At 61.9% G+C, this 16,189-nt stretch carries 15 protein-coding genes; 3 read left to right on the top strand and 12 right to left on the bottom strand.

The window, feature by feature from the left end:
• Positions 1-21 precede the first annotated feature (21 nt).
• Positions 22-687 carry a DUF4397 domain-containing protein gene (locus AAGS40_RS26730; protein WP_345817528.1) on the top strand — a complete coding sequence of 222 codons (666 nt, stop codon included), beginning with the start codon at positions 22-24 and terminating at the stop codon, positions 685-687.
• Between the two features lie 188 nt (positions 688-875).
• Here AAGS40_RS26730 and AAGS40_RS26725 read toward each other — a convergent pair whose 3' ends face one another.
• The 4 genes from AAGS40_RS26725 to AAGS40_RS26710 form a co-directional block, all read right to left on the bottom strand.
• Positions 876-1,802, bottom strand: a complete 927-nt coding sequence (locus AAGS40_RS26725; protein WP_345817527.1) for a 2-hydroxyacid dehydrogenase — start codon at positions 1,800-1,802, stop codon at positions 876-878.
• A gap of 50 nt (positions 1,803-1,852) precedes the next feature.
• Complete coding sequence (locus tag AAGS40_RS26720; RefSeq protein ID WP_345817526.1) at positions 1,853-2,854, bottom strand: hydroxyacid dehydrogenase; 1,002 nt, start codon at positions 2,852-2,854, stop codon at positions 1,853-1,855.
• Positions 2,851-3,534: an RraA family protein gene (locus AAGS40_RS26715; protein WP_345817525.1), complete on the bottom strand. Its 684-nt coding sequence runs from the start codon at positions 3,532-3,534 to the stop codon at positions 2,851-2,853. The genes AAGS40_RS26720 and AAGS40_RS26715 overlap by 4 nt, the downstream gene beginning before the upstream one ends.
• A gap of 99 nt (positions 3,535-3,633) precedes the next feature.
• Positions 3,634-4,758: a mandelate racemase/muconate lactonizing enzyme family protein gene (locus tag AAGS40_RS26710; RefSeq protein ID WP_345817524.1), complete on the bottom strand. Its 1,125-nt coding sequence runs from the start codon at positions 4,756-4,758 to the stop codon at positions 3,634-3,636.
• 104 nt (positions 4,759-4,862) lie between these two features.
• On the opposite strand from AAGS40_RS26710, the gene AAGS40_RS26705 reads away from it, so the two are divergent.
• Positions 4,863-5,747, top strand: a complete 885-nt coding sequence (locus AAGS40_RS26705; protein WP_345817523.1) for a LysR family transcriptional regulator — start codon at positions 4,863-4,865, stop codon at positions 5,745-5,747.
• A gap of 342 nt (positions 5,748-6,089) precedes the next feature.
• Here the strand turns inward: AAGS40_RS26705 and AAGS40_RS26700 are convergent, their stop codons facing one another.
• The gene (locus AAGS40_RS26700) at positions 6,090-7,220 is read right to left on the bottom strand and encodes a DUF2817 domain-containing protein (protein WP_345817522.1); all 1,131 of its coding nucleotides are present in this window, start codon (positions 7,218-7,220) and stop codon (positions 6,090-6,092) included.
• Positions 7,221-7,332: 112 nt separating this feature from the next.
• Complete coding sequence (locus AAGS40_RS26695; RefSeq protein WP_345817521.1) at positions 7,333-8,370, bottom strand: aromatic ring-hydroxylating dioxygenase subunit alpha; 1,038 nt, start codon at positions 8,368-8,370, stop codon at positions 7,333-7,335.
• A 162-nt stretch (positions 8,371-8,532) separates the two neighbouring features.
• Between AAGS40_RS26695 and AAGS40_RS26690 the strand changes: the two genes are divergently transcribed.
• Positions 8,533-9,489, top strand: a complete 957-nt coding sequence (locus AAGS40_RS26690) for a LysR substrate-binding domain-containing protein (RefSeq protein WP_345817520.1) — start codon at positions 8,533-8,535, stop codon at positions 9,487-9,489.
• Between the two features lie 18 nt (positions 9,490-9,507).
• Here the strand turns inward: AAGS40_RS26690 and AAGS40_RS26685 are convergent, their stop codons facing one another.
• The 6 genes from AAGS40_RS26685 to AAGS40_RS26660 all read right to left on the bottom strand — a co-directional run bounded on the left by AAGS40_RS26685 (position 9,508) and on the right by AAGS40_RS26660 (position 16,181).
• Complete coding sequence (locus AAGS40_RS26685; protein ID WP_345817519.1) at positions 9,508-10,290, bottom strand: ABC transporter substrate-binding protein; 783 nt, start codon at positions 10,288-10,290, stop codon at positions 9,508-9,510.
• 500 nt (positions 10,291-10,790) lie between these two features.
• Positions 10,791-11,726 (bottom strand): FAD-binding protein, encoded by a 936-nt coding sequence (locus AAGS40_RS26680; protein ID WP_345817518.1) that lies wholly within the window; start codon positions 11,724-11,726, stop codon positions 10,791-10,793.
• A gap of 75 nt (positions 11,727-11,801) precedes the next feature.
• Positions 11,802-12,551 (bottom strand): electron transfer flavoprotein subunit beta/FixA family protein, encoded by a 750-nt coding sequence (locus tag AAGS40_RS26675; RefSeq protein ID WP_345817517.1) that lies wholly within the window; start codon positions 12,549-12,551, stop codon positions 11,802-11,804.
• A 51-nt stretch (positions 12,552-12,602) separates the two neighbouring features.
• A complete protein-coding gene (locus tag AAGS40_RS26670) occupies positions 12,603-13,460 on the bottom strand; it encodes a MurR/RpiR family transcriptional regulator (protein ID WP_345817516.1) in 858 nt (285 codons plus the stop codon).
• Between the two features lie 111 nt (positions 13,461-13,571).
• Positions 13,572-14,576, bottom strand: a complete 1,005-nt coding sequence (locus AAGS40_RS26665) for an ABC transporter permease (protein ID WP_345817515.1) — start codon at positions 14,574-14,576, stop codon at positions 13,572-13,574.
• A gap of 54 nt (positions 14,577-14,630) precedes the next feature.
• Complete coding sequence (locus AAGS40_RS26660) at positions 14,631-16,181, bottom strand: sugar ABC transporter ATP-binding protein (protein ID WP_345817514.1); 1,551 nt, start codon at positions 16,179-16,181, stop codon at positions 14,631-14,633.
• Between the last annotated feature and the right edge of the window lie 8 nt (positions 16,182-16,189).

The following is a 16,189-nucleotide window of genomic DNA, read 5'->3' as shown; positions in this document are numbered from 1 at the left end:
AACAAACATTGGAGATGAATCATGAGAAGAGTTATCGGTATCCTGATCTCGCTGACAGTCGCCACCATTATGAGCGCGTGCGGCGGCGGCGATATTAACTCTACCCCGCCAGCGCAATTACGTGTCTTCCACGCGTCTCCCGACGCACCGAACGTCGACGTATATGTGGATGGAGCAAAGGTGCTCGCCAATGTGCCCTACTCAACGCTATCACCGTATTTGTCGCTGCCTGCGGGCAAGCACCACATTCAGGTTAATGCTGCTGGGACAGCCACGACAGTCATCGATGTAAGTTTAACTTTAGGGTCAAGCGACGCCTACACGGCAATTGCCGCCGGCTTCCTCGCAAACATTGAGGCCCTGCTCGCGGCCGACGATACCTCGCCCGCAGCATCCGGCCAGGCGCGCCTGAGGGTAATTCACGCGTCGCCTGACGCAGGTCCGGTAGACATCCTGGTAAACGGACAGGTGGTTCTCTCAAATGTGGCGTTTGGTACCATCAGTAATTACCTGACGGTTCCAGCTGGGACGTACACGGTCCAGGTCAATGCAGCCGGCACATCCACGACAGCGATTACGGCCAGCGTCACGCTCACCTCACAGAGCAACTACTCCGCGGCCGCCATCGGGTCTCTCAAAACCGCCGGCACCCATCCTTTGGCGCTGAAGCTTCTGACGGACGGCTGATATTTCGTTTAACCGATCACGCCTGGTGGCGCCGTCCGGTTCAGCAATCGTTGACGCATGGTTGCATACAAACCCATCGGCTGGGTTCTCGCTGTGATGCCATGGAACTTCCCGGTGTGGCAGGCGTTGCACTTCGTTATTCCGTTCATTGCGACAGGCTCCGGGTTAGCCTGCTCAAAGTGATCGATCTATTTAACCGGAGTCAGCGCGCAACTGCCATCGAGTACGCGGTGAATGTTGTCCAGCGCAAGACGGAGCATGGTATGCCTCGTTTCCTCGGTAGCAGAGCCGGCGTGCGGGGTAAGGATCACGTTGCTTAACGTAGCCAGTCTGGATCCAATCAGTGGTTCTCTTTCGAAAACATCCAACGCGGCACCACGAATCAAGCCGTTCTCCAGTGCATCGACGAGGGCCGCTTCATCGACTACCGTGCCGCGCGAAACATTGACCAGAAAGCCGCTTGAGCCGAGTGCGGACAGGACTGTGCCGTCGATGAGATGGCGAGTCTTCTCACCGCCAGGACAGCACACGATCAGGATGTCGGAGAAAGACGCAAGCTCCCGCACGTCACTGATCATTGCGTACGGCAGGCCCTCGACCTTCGAGCCGCAATAGGCGATCTCCACGTCAAAACCAGTCAGACGACGTGCGATACCCTGGCCGATCCGACCGAGGCCCACGATGCCGATCCTTTTGCCAGCCAGGCTCGAAGTCAACGGGAACAGTTGATGAGCCCATGCCTCGTCCCTGACAAATCGGTCTGCTGATGGAATACGCCGTAAAAGGGAAAGCAGCAATCCGACAGCAAGTTCACAGACCGCCGCGTCAAGGACACCTGGCGTATTCGTTACGATGACCCCTCTGCTACGCGCAGCGTCGACGGGGATGCCATCAAATCCCACTCCTGAGGTCGCGATGATTTTCAGATTTGGCAAACTGGCCAGTAATGACGCTGGCAATTGATAACTGCTGCGCGTCAGGATGGCTTCGATGCGCTCGGATACCGCGGAATCCCGCTGCAGGTCTTCTGGCGTATAGCGGCGCACCTCTGCGTCGATGATGTCCTGCTGCGCAGAGGGAAATTCCCCAATCTGTAAAACGTTTGGGCGAGGCATAGTTTTCTCTGTGATATGAGCGCGGAAGTTCCGTAGCGTATGAAGGTTCACTAACCGACATTGTCATCGACGACATCGGCGTTCGAGCGCCGGCCCGCAACGGATTTGCCTGATGAGCATGTCGCGCGTTCTGAGTCGTTCATTGCAGCCAGGATATTCCTCGCGGCTGCAACGCCCATGCTCACGACGGCATCGCTCGTGGTGCCGCCCATGTGAGGGCTGAGGATGATGCGCTCCTGATGTCGGAACACATGGGGCACGGGGAGCGGCTCGACGGCGAAGCTGTCGAGGCCGGCCATCGCCACCTGGCCCGACTGCACTGCAGCCAGGAGCGCAGGCTCGTCGATAAGGCCGCCGCGTGCGGTGTTCACCACGATGACGCCTTTCCTGCATTGTGCCAGCGTCCGCGCATTAAGCATGTTGCGGTTGTCTGCCGTCAGCGGGCAGTGGAACGACAGGACGTCCGATTCACGCCAGATGGTGTCCAGGTCAGATGGCTGGATATAGCGGGGCAAGTCCTTCGCATAGGGGTCGAAGCCCAGCACACGCATGTCCAGTGCATCCACCATGCGCGCAAACTTTTGTCCGATGGCGCCCAGGCCAATCAGACCGATAGTTTTGCCGTTCAGTTCGACGTTCTTGTGTGTGGCCTTGTCCCAGTGACCGGCCTGCATGCGCGCGTGGAGCTTGACCACCGATTTGGCGCAGGCCAGTGTCAGCGCCAGGGCCTGCTCCGCCACCGCCGCAGCGTTCGAGCCGACGGCCGCGACCACCTTGATGTTACGCTCGGCTGCAGCCTGCTTGTCGATAGTGTCGGTGCCGCTGCCATGCTTGGAGATGACTTTCAGCGCGGGAGCCGCATCCATGATGACGGGAGTCACGCCGCCGAAGCGGACGATGATGGCTGTCGGGTTGTGCTGGCTGGTCAGGCGCAGCAGCTCATCCGGGCTTGGCGTCGCGCCGGCGTAGACCATCTCGTAGTCCGCCAGCAGGGCGACGGCCTGGGGCGCGAGATCCGCGCCCGTGACCAGAATCACAGGCTTGGCACTCACAGCGTTTCACCTTCCTTGATGACCCCTGCGGTGATGAGGGCCTGGGTCAGATAGGGAGGGTTCAGTTTGCCTTCCTTGATGTCCGCGATGCGCCTCGCTTCCCACGCAACCTTCTCGGCTGCCTTTTCCAGCAGTGATTCCAGCTTCTCGCGCTCAACGCACATCACGCCATCAGCGTCAGCAATGATGAAGTCGCCCGGATGCACGGTGACACCACCGCAGGCGATGGGGTGTCCGATACGGCCGCCGACTTCCTTGGTAGGGCCATTGGGGTTCGTGCCGACGGAGAACACGGGGAAATCCAGCTCGTCGAGGTCGAGCGAGTCGCGCACGGCAGCGTCCAGCACGACGCCCGCGAGGCCGCGTTCGCGGGCGGCATGCATCATGATGGTTCCCATCAGGGCGCAGGTCTGGTCGGCCTTTCCGTCGATGACCAGCACGTCGCCGGGCTTGGCTACGGCCAGGGCGGCGTGAATCATTAGGTTGTCGCCGGGTCGGACTTCCACGGTAAAAGCGGGGCCCGCCAGCTTCATGCGAGGATACAGCGCCTTGATGCGGCCATGCAGGGCACCTCGCCGACCGTTCACGTCGGAAAGAATCGCTGGCTGGAATTGCGAAGCCTTCTTCACCAGTTCGGAAGAAACGCGGTCGAAGTCTTTAATGATGTTGGGTTTGCTCATGACGAAAGTTTCCAGGTACAGGTCAGATGGAAGGAAAAGCAGTGACAGGGCTCAGTTCAGGCTGACACCGGACTCCGTGCTGATGGGAGCCCAGCCAGCTCAGGAGACCCTGGTCCAGCGGCCGTATCGGGCGACTTCCGCTTCATCGAAGTTGAAGCCCAGACCAGGGGTTTGATGAAGCAGGACGCGGCCTTCCCTGTGAGTCAACTGCCGGTCCACCAGACGGCGGAAGTTCAACACCTGGTCGTCCCAGAAGAACTCGACGTATCGAGCGTTCTGGGTGGCGGCTACCAGAGGAGCGTGCACGTCGTGGAACCAGTGCGGGCACATCTGGATACCGTAACCCGAGGCCATTGCTGCGATTCGACGCCATTCGGTGATGCCTCCGCAGACAGCTGCGTCGGTTTGCAGGATGGAGGCACCGCCCATGTCCAGCAGCTGCTTGTGGTACCAGCGGCCGTAGCCGATTTCGGCGGTGGCCACCGGAATGCGGGTCAGCTTCGCCAGACGGGCGTGGCTTTCGATGTCGTCCGGGCTGAAGGGCTCTTCGATAAAGTACGGGTCGTACTGCTCGATGCGGCGTAGGTATTGCATGGCCTGAACGGTATCGATCCAGCCGTTGTTGCAGTCCAGCATGAGTTCGACATCAGGGCCGATCGCTTCGCGAGCAGCCTTCACGCGAGACTCTTCGCCAGCGGGGCTCCAGCGACCGGTCTTCATCTTCACGGCCTTGAATCCCAGAGCCACGTAGCTCGCCATTTCTTCGCCGACCTCCTGGGCAGTCTTGCCGTCAACGTAATAGCCGCCACTGGCGTACGCATCCACATGGTCCAGCTCGACTGCACCCAGGTACTTGTGCAAGGGCAGCCCTGCGGTGCGTGCATTCAGGTCCCACAGCGCAATGTCCAAAGCGCTCAGCGCGCGCATCACGGTGCCCATGCGACCTTGCAGGAGCGACTCCTGATACATCTCTTTCCAAAGGCCTTCAACCGCCAGCGAATCGCGGCCGATGAGGACCGGTGCCAGCAGCTGCTCAACGGCAACGCGGAAAATCTCACCGGCGGCATTACCCACGTAGCAAAAGCCAATGCCTTCTGCGCCATCGCTGCTGCGAACCTTGACGAGGCCGTAGTGACGGTCCACGACGGTACGGTTTGAGAGGTAGGTGACCTTGTCGAGCGGGACGCGAGCGACGCAGACTTCGATGGAATGGATAGTGGCCACTCTTCCTCCTTTGGCTTGGGCTTTTTCCGTAGAAAGACTGTACGCGCCCAACGCAATTCAACAAAGGTGTAGTTACCGCGTTCAGATGACGTAAAATACGTCGGATGGACACGCGTTTCCTTCAAAGCTTTGTAGCCGTGGTTGAGAGTGGCTCTGTTGCTGACGCTGCTCGCAGGCTCGGCCTGGCACCGACCACAATCGCTCAGCAGATGAAAGCGCTTGAGGCCGATATCGGCTCTGAATTGCTCATGCGAGTGGGGCGAACGGTGAAGCCGACGGTCGTTGGCGCACGCATCGTCGAGCAAGCGCGCGACTTGCTCCGAAGCGTGCAGGATCTTCGATCCGCGGCATCGGACACCGGGCTCCCGGCAGGGCCGCTGCGTTTAGGCGCCACCCCGACGGCCCTGATGGGGTTGCTGCCACCCATCCTCAGACGATGGATGAGCGCCTATCCGGCGACGCAGATTTACATCGAACCAGGGACGTCTGCGACGCTCTTGCAGCGGGTGATGTCTGGTCAGCTCGATGCGGCCATTTTGGTCCATCCCCCCTTCGCCCTGCATAAAACGTGTGCGTGGGAGCCCTTGCGAGCAGAGCCACTCATCATGCTCACGCCCAGCGAAATGAAGGTTCAGGACGTCTTTATCACGGCGGCGCGGGAACCCTTCATCCTGTATGACAGAAACGTCGTGGCGGGAAAGATGGCAGACGACTACCTGCGACGCAACAACGTTCGCCCGAAGGTGCGGTTCGAACTGGACGGCATCGAGCACATCGCGCAGCTCGTCGCAGAAGGGTTTGGTGTTTCCATACTTCCGGATTGGCCACTACTTGGACCACCCGACCCTCGGACCAAGCGGTGGAAGCTTCCAGCGCCGTGCCCATCAAGAGAGGTAGGGCTCGTCTGGTTGAGGCATTCGACCCGGTCGCCTCTTGCAACAGCGCTCTACGGCTTGGCCAGGTCGAGCGCAGTGAAGTTTTCCCGGTAGACGGTGCCATGCGACGCGATGAAGAAGTTGCCGCCCTTCCCGGCGGCCGTCGAGACACATGCGCAGGGTGCGACCAGATACTTTCTCAAGACCGCTCAGTGAGCCAACTTCACTTGTTGCAAACTGGAGTGCCAATAAGCTGCCGTCGGCGACCTCACCGAATCGACTATCAGTGATCAGTCACGCACTGACGCCTACTGACCATCGCTGATTAAAGAGCTGCTGTTCGATAAAAGCAGCCATGAATCACAGGAGGACATTTCGAATTCCTCCTCGTAGTAAGGCTTTGACCCCGTGAGCCCGACGGCTCACGGCAACTCCTTTGGATTTAACCGAAACTGCTCATGGTCCGCTAGCTCGCAAGGCGGGCAGCACCGGAAGTGCCGCTAGCGCACGCGTCCAGATCTGACGTGTGCGAAACCACGCCAAAGCGCGCCAGTCCGCATCAGCGGGCATGAACGATTCGAACAGACGGTGGGTGATCTCACGCCCGCGCGCGTCGCGCGGATCGCCGTACAAGAATAGCCAATGATCGTCGCGCAAAGCCGTGTGCATCTGCGCTTCCGGATACGTGCCGCACTCGATCACGAGCGGCATCAACGACCGATGCGGCACCGAATCAATCAGCATCTGCGACGTGTAGCCTGTTGCGCGCGCGACCACGCCCGTATCGCTGACGGGTGCATCGGGACGCGTCACCAGCGTATAGAGCCATGCACCGAACAGGTTTTTCGCGTCGTCCAGTGCGGGGTACGGCGTCTGTGCGATCGTCATCAGCATTGGATGGCCAAATGGCCCCGCGCCGGTGTGCAGGTCGAACACGATCGCCGCTTGTGCCGGCGCGACGAAGCGCTCGACGATCTCGCGCAACGTGTGGTTCGACCATGTCGCCTGCTGGCCGCCGAAATAGAGCCCATCCTGATGTGCGTATTGTCCCGCCCCGACGATCGCGTTGACCGCCGACCAACTGGATCCGGCGATAGCTTCGGCGAGCAGCGCATCGGCACGACGCCGCTCGTGGCCGTCAATATCGCGCGCCGTGTAGATGGCGTGAAGCGGCTCATAGTGCGGGTTCTGCGGCAGGGCACGCGCGAAATCGACGTAGTTCCGATTCAGATCGACATTGTCCTCGTTCACGCGGCGCACCCATGCGGTGCCATGTGGATTGATCAGATGGATGAAAAGGATCGCGACGTCATCGGGTAACGGGGTCTCGGCTAGTTCGTGCAGCCATTCGGTCTGGCACGTGGAGCCGTAGTAGCCCTCCACGCCATGCGTGCCCGAAAGCGCGACGAGGACACGCCGCGCACCGGCGCTGCCGAGCCATGCGATATCCGTTGCGAGCGCTTCGCCCTTCGGCCCCTTCAGCGGGTGATCGTAAGTCGTGACGCTCGCGCCGGCGGCATGCGCCGCCGCAAGAAACCGCGACCGCTGCGTGTCGAAATCAGGCGTGGTGGGAAAGCCATACTTCATGAATACCTCTTGCCAGTAGGAACGGCGCGAACAGCATATGGCACGATGACGAGCACGCGTCGCACGTATTTGGCGTCTTCGCCGATCAGCTTCGTTTTACGAGGCGGCAGAATCAGCACGGAGTTGCCGCCAACCCATTCTCCTCTTCGATCATTTTCGCGAGCGCCCGCCGGAAACGCAACGGTCCCAGATCGATGGCGAGATCGATATTCGGCGTGCGTTTGTCGCGCATGCCTCGGTGCACTGCGGCCAGCACCGCCCGATCTTCCTCGAACGCATGACGCACGTCTTCGTCGAAACGGCGCGAGATGTCGTCGTCGTTCGGCGAGAAATTGCGCGTCTGGAACCAGTAGTAGCGCGTGCGCGAGTCGTCGACCGGCGTCATGAAGTTGTACGAGTTCATCAGGAACACGTCCGGGTGCGCCGCGCCCAGGTCGGTGCCGGTGCCTGCCGGCGCGAAGATCGCCTTGATGATCGCGTGTGACGGAAAGCGCACTTCATAATGCTGCTTGCGGTCGCAGTTGCCGTCGAAGCGCACAAATTGCGCATAAAACGGCGCGACTTCGACATTGCGCATCCAGCGCGACACCGTGACGCCGTTGTCCGCGACCACGGTGTCGAGCGGCTCCGCCTCGCACGCTGCATTGCCGAACGACGACTGGTGCACCCACGCCACGTGCGACGGGTCGAGCAGGTTGTCCGTTACGTACAGATAGTGGCAATCGACCGTCATGGCGTCGCCGCGATTGATGCCCCACGACGGATCGCCCCATTCGTCGATTTCAACGATCGCCCGCGGATCGGCGCGCTGCGGATCGCCCATCCAGATCCATAGCAACCCGTAGCGTTCCGCGAGCGGATAGCTGCGTACCTTCGCGCCCCGCGGAATCCGGCCGGTCGCGGGTGCGCGGACGCAGGCGCCGGATGCGTCGAAAGTGAGACCGTGATAGCCGCATTCGACGTGATCGCCGCAAAGCCGACCCATCGAAAGCGGCAACTTGCGATGTGGACAGGCGTCTTCAAGCGCGACTGCCTCGCCATCCTCGCCGCGATAGAGCGCGACGCGTTCGCCGAGTATTGTGAGCGGCATCAGCGCGTGCTTCACGTCCGCGGCCCATGCGGCTACATACCACGCATTCATCAGAAACATCGAATGGCCTCCGTCATTTGAGAGAAAAGCGACATTGCGCACGCGTTGAAAGCATAAGTTGAACTGCGGTATTAACCAGAAGCTGAACGCTTCCGGTTGTTTTAGAAACGCTAAACTGTCATCTGGTCTTCCGCGCACATCGACCACAGGGACCGCATCAAGATGACTGACAAGCTCTCACCGCCGCTGCGTGCGCTGCAGGTATTCGAAGCGCTCGGGCGCTGTAACGGCGTTGCCGAGACCGCGCGGCGGCTCGGCATTTCTCCCGGCGCGGTCAGCCAGCAACTGAAGCTGCTCGAAGACACGCTCGGCATGCATCTGACGGAGAAGGACGGCAAGCGGTTGCGTCAGACAGCGATCGGCCGTCAATATCACGAGCGTTGCGCGACAGCGTTCGAGAGTCTGCGTGTCGCGCATGCCGATATTCAGCGAGCGAAGAACGCGCGCAACCTCAGCCTGAGCGCGCTGCCTTCGCTGCTGTCCAAATGGCTCGCGCCGCGCGTGCTCGAGTGGCAGAACCGCCGTCCACAACTGAGCGTCTATCTCGACGGCACTCACACGGAGCCTTCGCCTGAAGGACTCGAAATTGATTTCCGTATCAGCTATGGCGAACGCATCGCCAACGTCGAAAACAGCGTCGAACTGTTTCGCGATAGCGTCGTGCCGGTGTGCAGTCCGCGTCTGATCGCCGGCGACGCGCCGCTCTCCACGGCCGCCGAGATTTTGCGTTATCCGCTGATCTCGGTTGACTGGCGTCCCAAATTCGCATCGCCGCCCTCGTGGCGCGAATGGTTCGAAGCAAACGGCGTCGTGTTCGGCGACCGCGACCGCATCGACGCGAGTCGTTGTGTCTTTTCGCTGTCGAGCGTCGCCATTCAGGCGGCGATCGACGGACACGGTTTTGCGCTCGCGCAAAGTTCGATGATCCGCGACGATGTCGCCGCAGGCCGCCTCGTGATGCCGTTCGCGTCCGGCATTTTGCTGCCCTGGCCGTACTTCCTGACATGGCGCCCGACGGCGTTCGATCGCGCGGATTGTCGAGCGTTTCATCGTTGGCTCGTCACGTGCGGCAAGAAGCAGCAGCAGGAAAACGACCGCATGCTAAAGACGCTCGGCTGATTCGCGCGAGCGGCTTCATCAGCCCTTGAGCACATCGAATGTGAAGTAGCGCTGCTCGATGCGCGTGTACGTACCGTCCCTGATCATCGCGTCGATTGCCGCGTTGATCCTGTCGCGAAGCGCCGCGTCGTCCTTGCGCAAGCCGATCGCCGCACCTTTGCCGAGGTATTTCGGATCGTTGATCGGCTGGCCGAGGAATGCATAGCCCGCGCCCTTTGGAGTTTTCAGAAAGCCTTCGCTTCCGGCGATCATGTCGGTGAGCGTCACGTCGATACGGCCCGCGAGTAGATCGTTGACGACCTGCTGCTGGTCCGCGTACGAAACGACGTTGATACCCGCCGGCGCCCAGTAGGCCTTTGCATAGGCTTCCTGCGTGGAGCCCTGCGCGACACCCACATTCCTTCCTTTCAGCGACGCGATGGTGGGGACAATCGGCGAGCCGGCTTTGCCGAGCAGGCTGCTGGGCGTGTCGAACAGGGCGGTCGAAAACGAGACCTGGGTTTCGCGCTGCGGGGTTATGGACAGCGCGGACAGAATTGCGTCGAACTTGCGTCCCTGCAGCGCGGGGATGATGCTGTCGAAAGGTGTCTCCACCCATACGCACTTCACCTGCAGCCGCCGGCAGATCTCATTGCCGAGATCGATTTCGAAGCCGACGAGCTTACCGTCCGCGGCTTTCGATTCGAACGGCGGATAAGTCGGATCAACCCCGAATTTGAGATCCGTCATGTCTTTCGCGGCGACGCTCAAGGACAGCGCGGCAAATATCAGCGGTAAGCCAAGCACCATTTTCTTTAGCATCGTCGACAATCCGTTCTGGTTGGCGGTATGGAGATTGGCGCTTCACGCGCCGGGGACGAGCCAAGAATAGAAACTCAAAATTCCGGCGAACAGTAAGGCGACGCTGCACGTTGATTTAGTTTTTCTAAAGCGTGTCTGGGTCTGCGGGGGCGCGTCACACGGTCGGCGAATCGCCTGCTTATCTCGCACGGCATGGAACGCTCGACTATCCGTCGAGCTCGATCGTCACCGATTCCTCACGTATCCGCATACGAGCTATCCAGAGGACGTGCACTTCGAGCGCAACGGCGAGACGGTGACGAGAGGGATACAGGGAATCGCTAGCGCGAACGACGCGCAGATTCGTCGGCAGGCGGCGAAGGACAGGAGTGGTTGTAGCGCCCTACCTCGATGTCTTACCGATCAAGCGCGCTTAGCGTGTGCTCGTTTTCACGTTGATAACCTCCGGCAATACGTGATGGAGGTACTGTGCGACGGGGGCGACAACTTGCGCCGCTCCCTCACCCGACCTGGGTCGTCAAATCCGGCACGACCGTGAACAGATCGCCGACCAGACCGTAGTCAGCAACGCTGAAAATCGGCGCTTCTTCGTCCTTGTTAATCGCGACGATCACCTTGCTGTCCTTCATCCCGGCCAGATGCTGGATCGCACCCGAGATGCCGACCGCCACGTACAGCTGCGGCGCGACGATCTTGCCGGTTTGCCCGACCTGATAGTCGTTCGGCACGAAGCCCGCATCCACTGCCGCGCGCGACGCGCCGAGCGCTGCGTTCAGCTTGTCGGCTAGCGGTTCCAGCACCTGCGTGTAGTTCTCGCCATTGCCCAGACCACGGCCGCCCGACACGATGATTTTCGCCGACGTCAGTTCCGGACGGTCCAGCTTCGTCACTTCACGGCTCACGAACGACGAGATACCACTGTCCGCTGCCGCTTCGATCTTCTCGACCGTTGCGCTGCCGCCTTCGGCCGCGACTGCATCGAAGCCGGTCGTGCGGACCGTGATGACCTTGATCGGATCAGCCGACTGCACCGTGGCGATTGCATTGCCCGCGTAGATCGGACGCTCGAACGTGTCGGCCGAATCCACCGCGGTGATGTCGCTGATCTGCGCGACGTCCAGCTTCGCCGCAATGCGCGGCATGACGTTCTTGCCGTAAGCGGTGGCTGGCGCGAGGATGTGCGAATAGTCCTTCGCAATGTTCAGCACCGTTGCCTCGACGTTTTCCGCGAGACCCGCTTCGAGTTGCGGCGCGTCGGCGAGCAGCACCTTGCTGACGCCGGCGATTTTCGCTGCCGCATCCGCTGCGGCCTGGGCATTGTGACCCGCCACCAGCACGTGGACGTCGCCGCCAATCTTCTGGGCCGCTGCGATCGTGTTCAGCGTCGCGGCCTTGATCGACGCGTTGTCGTGTTCTGCTATTACCAGATTCGTCATTTCGTCTGTCTCCGTGTCGACCGGACCGGCGCTTCGCGCTCACTCCAGTCACATGCAACATGGTTGCCGTTTGGCTCAAAGCACCTTGGCTTCGGTCTTCAGCTTCTCGACCAGCGTCTTCACGTCCGGCACCTTCACACCGGCAGAGCGCTTTGGCGGCTCGACAACCTTCAGCGTCTTCAGGCGCGGCTTCACGTCGACGCCGAGGTCCTCAGGCTTGACCGTTTCCAGCGGCTTTTTCTTCGCCTTCATGATGTTGGGCAACGTGACGTAGCGCGGCTCGTTCAGACGCAGGTCAGTCGTGACCACGGCAGGCAACGTGAGCGACAGCGTTTCCGCGCCGCCGTCCACTTCGCGCGACACCGTGGCCTTGCCGTCTGCCACCGTGACCTTCGATGCGAACGTGGCTTGCGGCAGCCCGGCCAGCGCAGCCAGCATCTGACCGGTCTGGTTCGAATCGTCGTCGATCGCCTGCTTGCCGAGGATGACCAGCTGCGGCTGTTCCTTGTCGACCAGCGCCTTCAGCAGTTTGGCGACAGCAAGCGGCTGCAGTTCTTCGGCCGACTCGATCAGGATGGCACGGTCCGCGCCGATCGCCAGCGCCGTGCGCAGCGTTTCCTGCGATTGGGCGACACCCGCCGAGACAGCGATCACTTCGGTCGCCACGCCCGCTTCTTTCAGACGCACGGCTTCTTCCACCGCGATTTCATCGAACGGATTCATGGACATCTTTACGTTCGCGATGTCGACGCCCGTACCGTCCGACTTGACCCGGACTTTCACGTTGTAGTCCACTACGCGTTTGACCGCGACTATGATCTTCATATTATTTCCAATGTTTGCAAAGGCGGGCAAGGCGCAAGCCGGGCGAGCGCGTCAGATCACGCCAGACGTGCGCATATCCGCGAGATGGCGCTTCATGTCCTGCACGTCGCGCGCATGGGCTTCGCCCTTTTTCAGCGCGACGCTGGTGGAGAGAATATCCACCACCACCAGCGCCGCGAGCCGCGACGTGGTGGGCGTGTACACGTCCGTGTTTTCGAGCGTTTCCGCCACCACGGCGACGTCGCAGTAACGCGTGAGCGGCCCCTGCGAGCCAGTGATCAGCACGACATGCGCGCCGCGATCCTTCGCCGTGCGCGCGACCTCGATCAGCGAGCGCGTCGCGCCGGTGTTCGAGATCGCCACCACAGCGTCGCCCGGCTTGAGCATGGACGCCGCGATGAACTGCTGGTGCGAATCCTGATGCGCGATGCACGGCACGCCGAAGAGCGGAAACTTCTGCTGAGCATCCAGCGCCACAATGCCCGACGCGCCGAAGCCGAAGAACTCGATGCGCGACGCCGCCGCAAGCAGATCGACCGCGCGCCCCACGGCCTCGAAGTCGAGTTTCTTGCGGGCCCAGTCGAGGCTCGTGATCGTGTAGTCGAAGATCTTCGTGGCAACCGTTTCGGGCGTGTCCGCGCCGGACAGCACCGAATGGGTGGCGGGCGCGCCCAGCGCGAGGCTCTGCACCGCGCGGATCTTGAAGTCCTTGAAACCATTGCAGCCTATGGTCGCGCAAAAGCGCAGCACCGTCGGCTCGCTCACCTGCGCAAGACGTGCCAGTTCGGAAAGGCTGATTTCCGCGATGGAGTGAACGTTCTCCAGAATGTAGTCGGCAACCTGCCGGCTGCCACGCCGCAGATTGGGCCGGGCGCGGTCAATCACTTCGAAGATGTTGTAATCGGGCACGCAGGGTATTCCTTCTTTGACGTACTGGACGCGCCGGCTCCGGACACAGCCCCGAGCAGGTGGGCGCGCCGCGTCGCCGCGAACAGACGACGCGCGCGCCAGGAGAGCAGTTTAGCGGAATATCCAGCGGCGCCAGGAGCCTGCGCCCTGCTGCATCAACACGGCGGCGACGATGATCGCCCCCATCACCACCTGCTGGTGATAGCCCGGCACGCTCGCGAGATTCATGATGTTGCCGATCACGCCGAGAATCAGCACGCCCATCAGTGTATTCAGGACACCTCCCTTACCGCCAGCCAGACTCGCGCCGCCTATCACCACCGCCGCGATCACAGTCAGTTCGTCACCCACACCGACTGTCGGTGCGCCCACGCTGGCGCGCGCCGTCGATATGATGCCCGCGAGCGAGGCCAGCACGCCGGAGCACACATACGTGCCCAGAATGTGCCGCGCAACCGGCACGCCCGAGAGCCGCACCGCTTCTTCATTCGAGCCGATCGCGCGCACCACCCGGCCGGCACGCATGCGGCCCAGAGCGATGCCGCCCGCCACGAACACCACCAGCATCACGAGCGTCGGGCCGGGAATGCCGAAGTAGCTATGGCGTCCGAAATCGAGCAGCGCCTGGCCGGCGTCGTCGACGAGAATGGGCGAGCCGTTCGAGACGATCATCGCAACGCCGCGCGCGACAGTCATCATCGCGAGGGTCACGACGAACGGCGTGAGACGGCACCACGCCACCAGCACGCCCGACACGAGTCCGCACAGCCCGCCTATCACGAGCGTGGCCACGAGCGCGAACATCAGGCCATGCTCGGGAATCAGCATGGCCGACATCACGCTGCCGAGGGCCGCGACCGAGCCCACGGAAAGGTCGATGCCGCCGGTCAGCACCACGAGCAACATGCCGACCGACATGATGCCCACGCCGGCCACCTGGCGGGAGATATTCGCGAGGTTGGGCACCGAGAAGAAGTCGTCGGAAATGAACGACGCCGCCACGATCAGCACGGCGAGAATCGCGACCGTGTTGACGCGGCGCGCGCCCTGCCAGAAGTGCCTCATGCCGCCGGCCTCGCGCCGGCTCGGGTTCGGGGTCGTTGCACTGGGATTCATGATGGATGTCTCCAGACTCTTGATGCTGTGTGAGGGGACGCTCGCACGCGAGCGTCAACCGTGAATGAATGTGGCTTTTTCACCCGCGCCGGCGTCCTCGCCATGCAGGCCGCCATGTGTCTCGCCGGGTTCCCGGCGCAGCGACAGCGCGAGAATCGCCTCTTCGCTGAACTCGTCCGGCTGCAGTTCGCCACGAATGCGGCCTTCGCCCATCACCATGATGCGGTCGCACAAGCCCATCAGCTCTTGGTGTTCGGAGGAAATCACGAGCACCGCCTTGCCACGCTCCGCAAGCTGGTTGATGAGCGTGTAGATTTCGACCTTCGCGCCCACGTCGACGCCGCGCGTCGGCTCGTCGAGAATGATGAGGTCGCCGTCCGCGTGAAACCATTTCGCCAACACGACCTTCTGCTGGTTGCCGCCGGACAGCGTGGAGACGTCGGCGTCCATCGAGCGGGCCTTGATACGCAACGTGTCCATCAACTGCGAAACGTAGCGGCGTTCGCGGCCGAACGTGAGAAAGCCGCCCGGTCCGCTCACCGACCTGAGTGACGCGAGCGTCGCATTGATGCGAATCGGCATGGACAGCACCGCACCCTGTCCTTTGCGATCCTCCGGCACGAGGCCGATGCCCGCGCGCACCGCCGCCATCGGCGTGCGTGCTTTCAGCAGCTTGCCCTTCAGTTCGATCTCGCCGGCATCGGCACGGTCCGCGCCAAAAATCAGCCGTGCGACTTCGGTGCGGCCGGAGCCGATCAGGCCGCCGAGTCCGACCACTTCGCCGCCACGCAATTCGAACGACACGTCGCGCACCGCGTCGCCGCGCGACAGGCCGCTCACTTTCAGCACGACCTCGCCCGCCGTAGCGTGGCGCTCGGGGAACAGCACGGAGAGCGGGCGGCCCACCATCTTGCGAATCAGTTCGTCGCGTGAAATGGCTTGCGGCGTGACGGTGTCCACGCGCCGTCCGTCTTTGAGGACGGTAATGCGGTCGGCGATCGCGAACACCTCTTCCAGGCGGTGCGAGATATAGACAATGCCCACGCCGCGCTGACGCAGCGAGCGCACGATCTCGAGCAGCCGGTCCGCGTCGGAAGGCGCGAGCGCGGCGGTCGGTTCATCCAGCACGAGCAGCTTCAGCTCGCCCGAGAGTGCCTTGGCAATTTCGATCACCTGGCATTGCGCGGCCGAGAGCGTGCCGACCAACGCCGCCGGGTCGATGTCGAAGCCGAGACTTTCGATCAAGGTCCGCGCCTTCGCACGCAAGCCGCGCCAGTCGATCACGGCGGGTAGCGCGCCGAGGAAAACGTTCTCCGCCACCGAAAGATCAGGCGCGAGCGCCGTCTCCTGGTGAATCACGGCAATACCCTCGGCAAGCGCCGCATGCGGGTTGCGCAACGTCATCTGGCGGCCCTGCACGCTGATCGTGCCCGCGTCCGGCTGATGGCCGCCGCCAATCACGCGCATCAGCGTCGATTTGCCCGCGCCGTTTTCGCCGACCAGAGCGTGTACTTCGCCGCTGCGGACCTCGAAGTCGATGTTCTCGATGGCGTGAATACCGCCGAACCGCTTGTCGATGCCCGTAAGTGCGATGAACGGAATCATTGAAGTGT

Source organism: Paraburkholderia sp. PREW-6R (assembly GCF_039621805.1).
Classification (GTDB): Bacteria; Pseudomonadota; Gammaproteobacteria; order Burkholderiales; family Burkholderiaceae; genus Paraburkholderia.
This window is presented reverse-complemented; position numbering and strand designations above follow the sequence as displayed.

What these genes read in the sequence shown, in the direction of transcription:
- AAGS40_RS26730 (WP_345817528.1), top strand. Translation starts at nt 22, where the DNA reads ATGAGAAGAGTTATCGGTATCCTGATCTCGCTGACAGTCGCCACCATT.
- AAGS40_RS26725 (WP_345817527.1), bottom strand. Translation starts at nt 1,802, where the DNA reads ATGCCTCGCCCAAACGTTTTACAGATTGGGGAATTTCCCTCTGCGCAG.
- AAGS40_RS26715 (WP_345817525.1), bottom strand. Translation starts at nt 3,534, where the DNA reads ATGAGCAAACCCAACATCATTAAAGACTTCGACCGCGTTTCTTCCGAA.
- AAGS40_RS26705 (WP_345817523.1), top strand. Translation starts at nt 4,863, where the DNA reads ATGGACACGCGTTTCCTTCAAAGCTTTGTAGCCGTGGTTGAGAGTGGC.
- AAGS40_RS26700 (WP_345817522.1), bottom strand. Translation starts at nt 7,220, where the DNA reads ATGAAGTATGGCTTTCCCACCACGCCTGATTTCGACACGCAGCGGTCG.
- AAGS40_RS26695 (WP_345817521.1), bottom strand. Translation starts at nt 8,370, where the DNA reads ATGTTTCTGATGAATGCGTGGTATGTAGCCGCATGGGCCGCGGACGTG.
- AAGS40_RS26690 (WP_345817520.1), top strand. Translation starts at nt 8,533, where the DNA reads ATGACTGACAAGCTCTCACCGCCGCTGCGTGCGCTGCAGGTATTCGAA.
- AAGS40_RS26685 (WP_345817519.1), bottom strand. Translation starts at nt 10,290, where the DNA reads ATGCTAAAGAAAATGGTGCTTGGCTTACCGCTGATATTTGCCGCGCTG.
- AAGS40_RS26680 (WP_345817518.1), bottom strand. Translation starts at nt 11,726, where the DNA reads ATGACGAATCTGGTAATAGCAGAACACGACAACGCGTCGATCAAGGCC.
- AAGS40_RS26675 (WP_345817517.1), bottom strand. Translation starts at nt 12,551, where the DNA reads ATGAAGATCATAGTCGCGGTCAAACGCGTAGTGGACTACAACGTGAAA.
- AAGS40_RS26665 (WP_345817515.1), bottom strand. Translation starts at nt 14,576, where the DNA reads ATGAATCCCAGTGCAACGACCCCGAACCCGAGCCGGCGCGAGGCCGGC.
- AAGS40_RS26660 (WP_345817514.1), bottom strand. Translation starts at nt 16,181, where the DNA reads ATGATTCCGTTCATCGCACTTACGGGCATCGACAAGCGGTTCGGCGGT.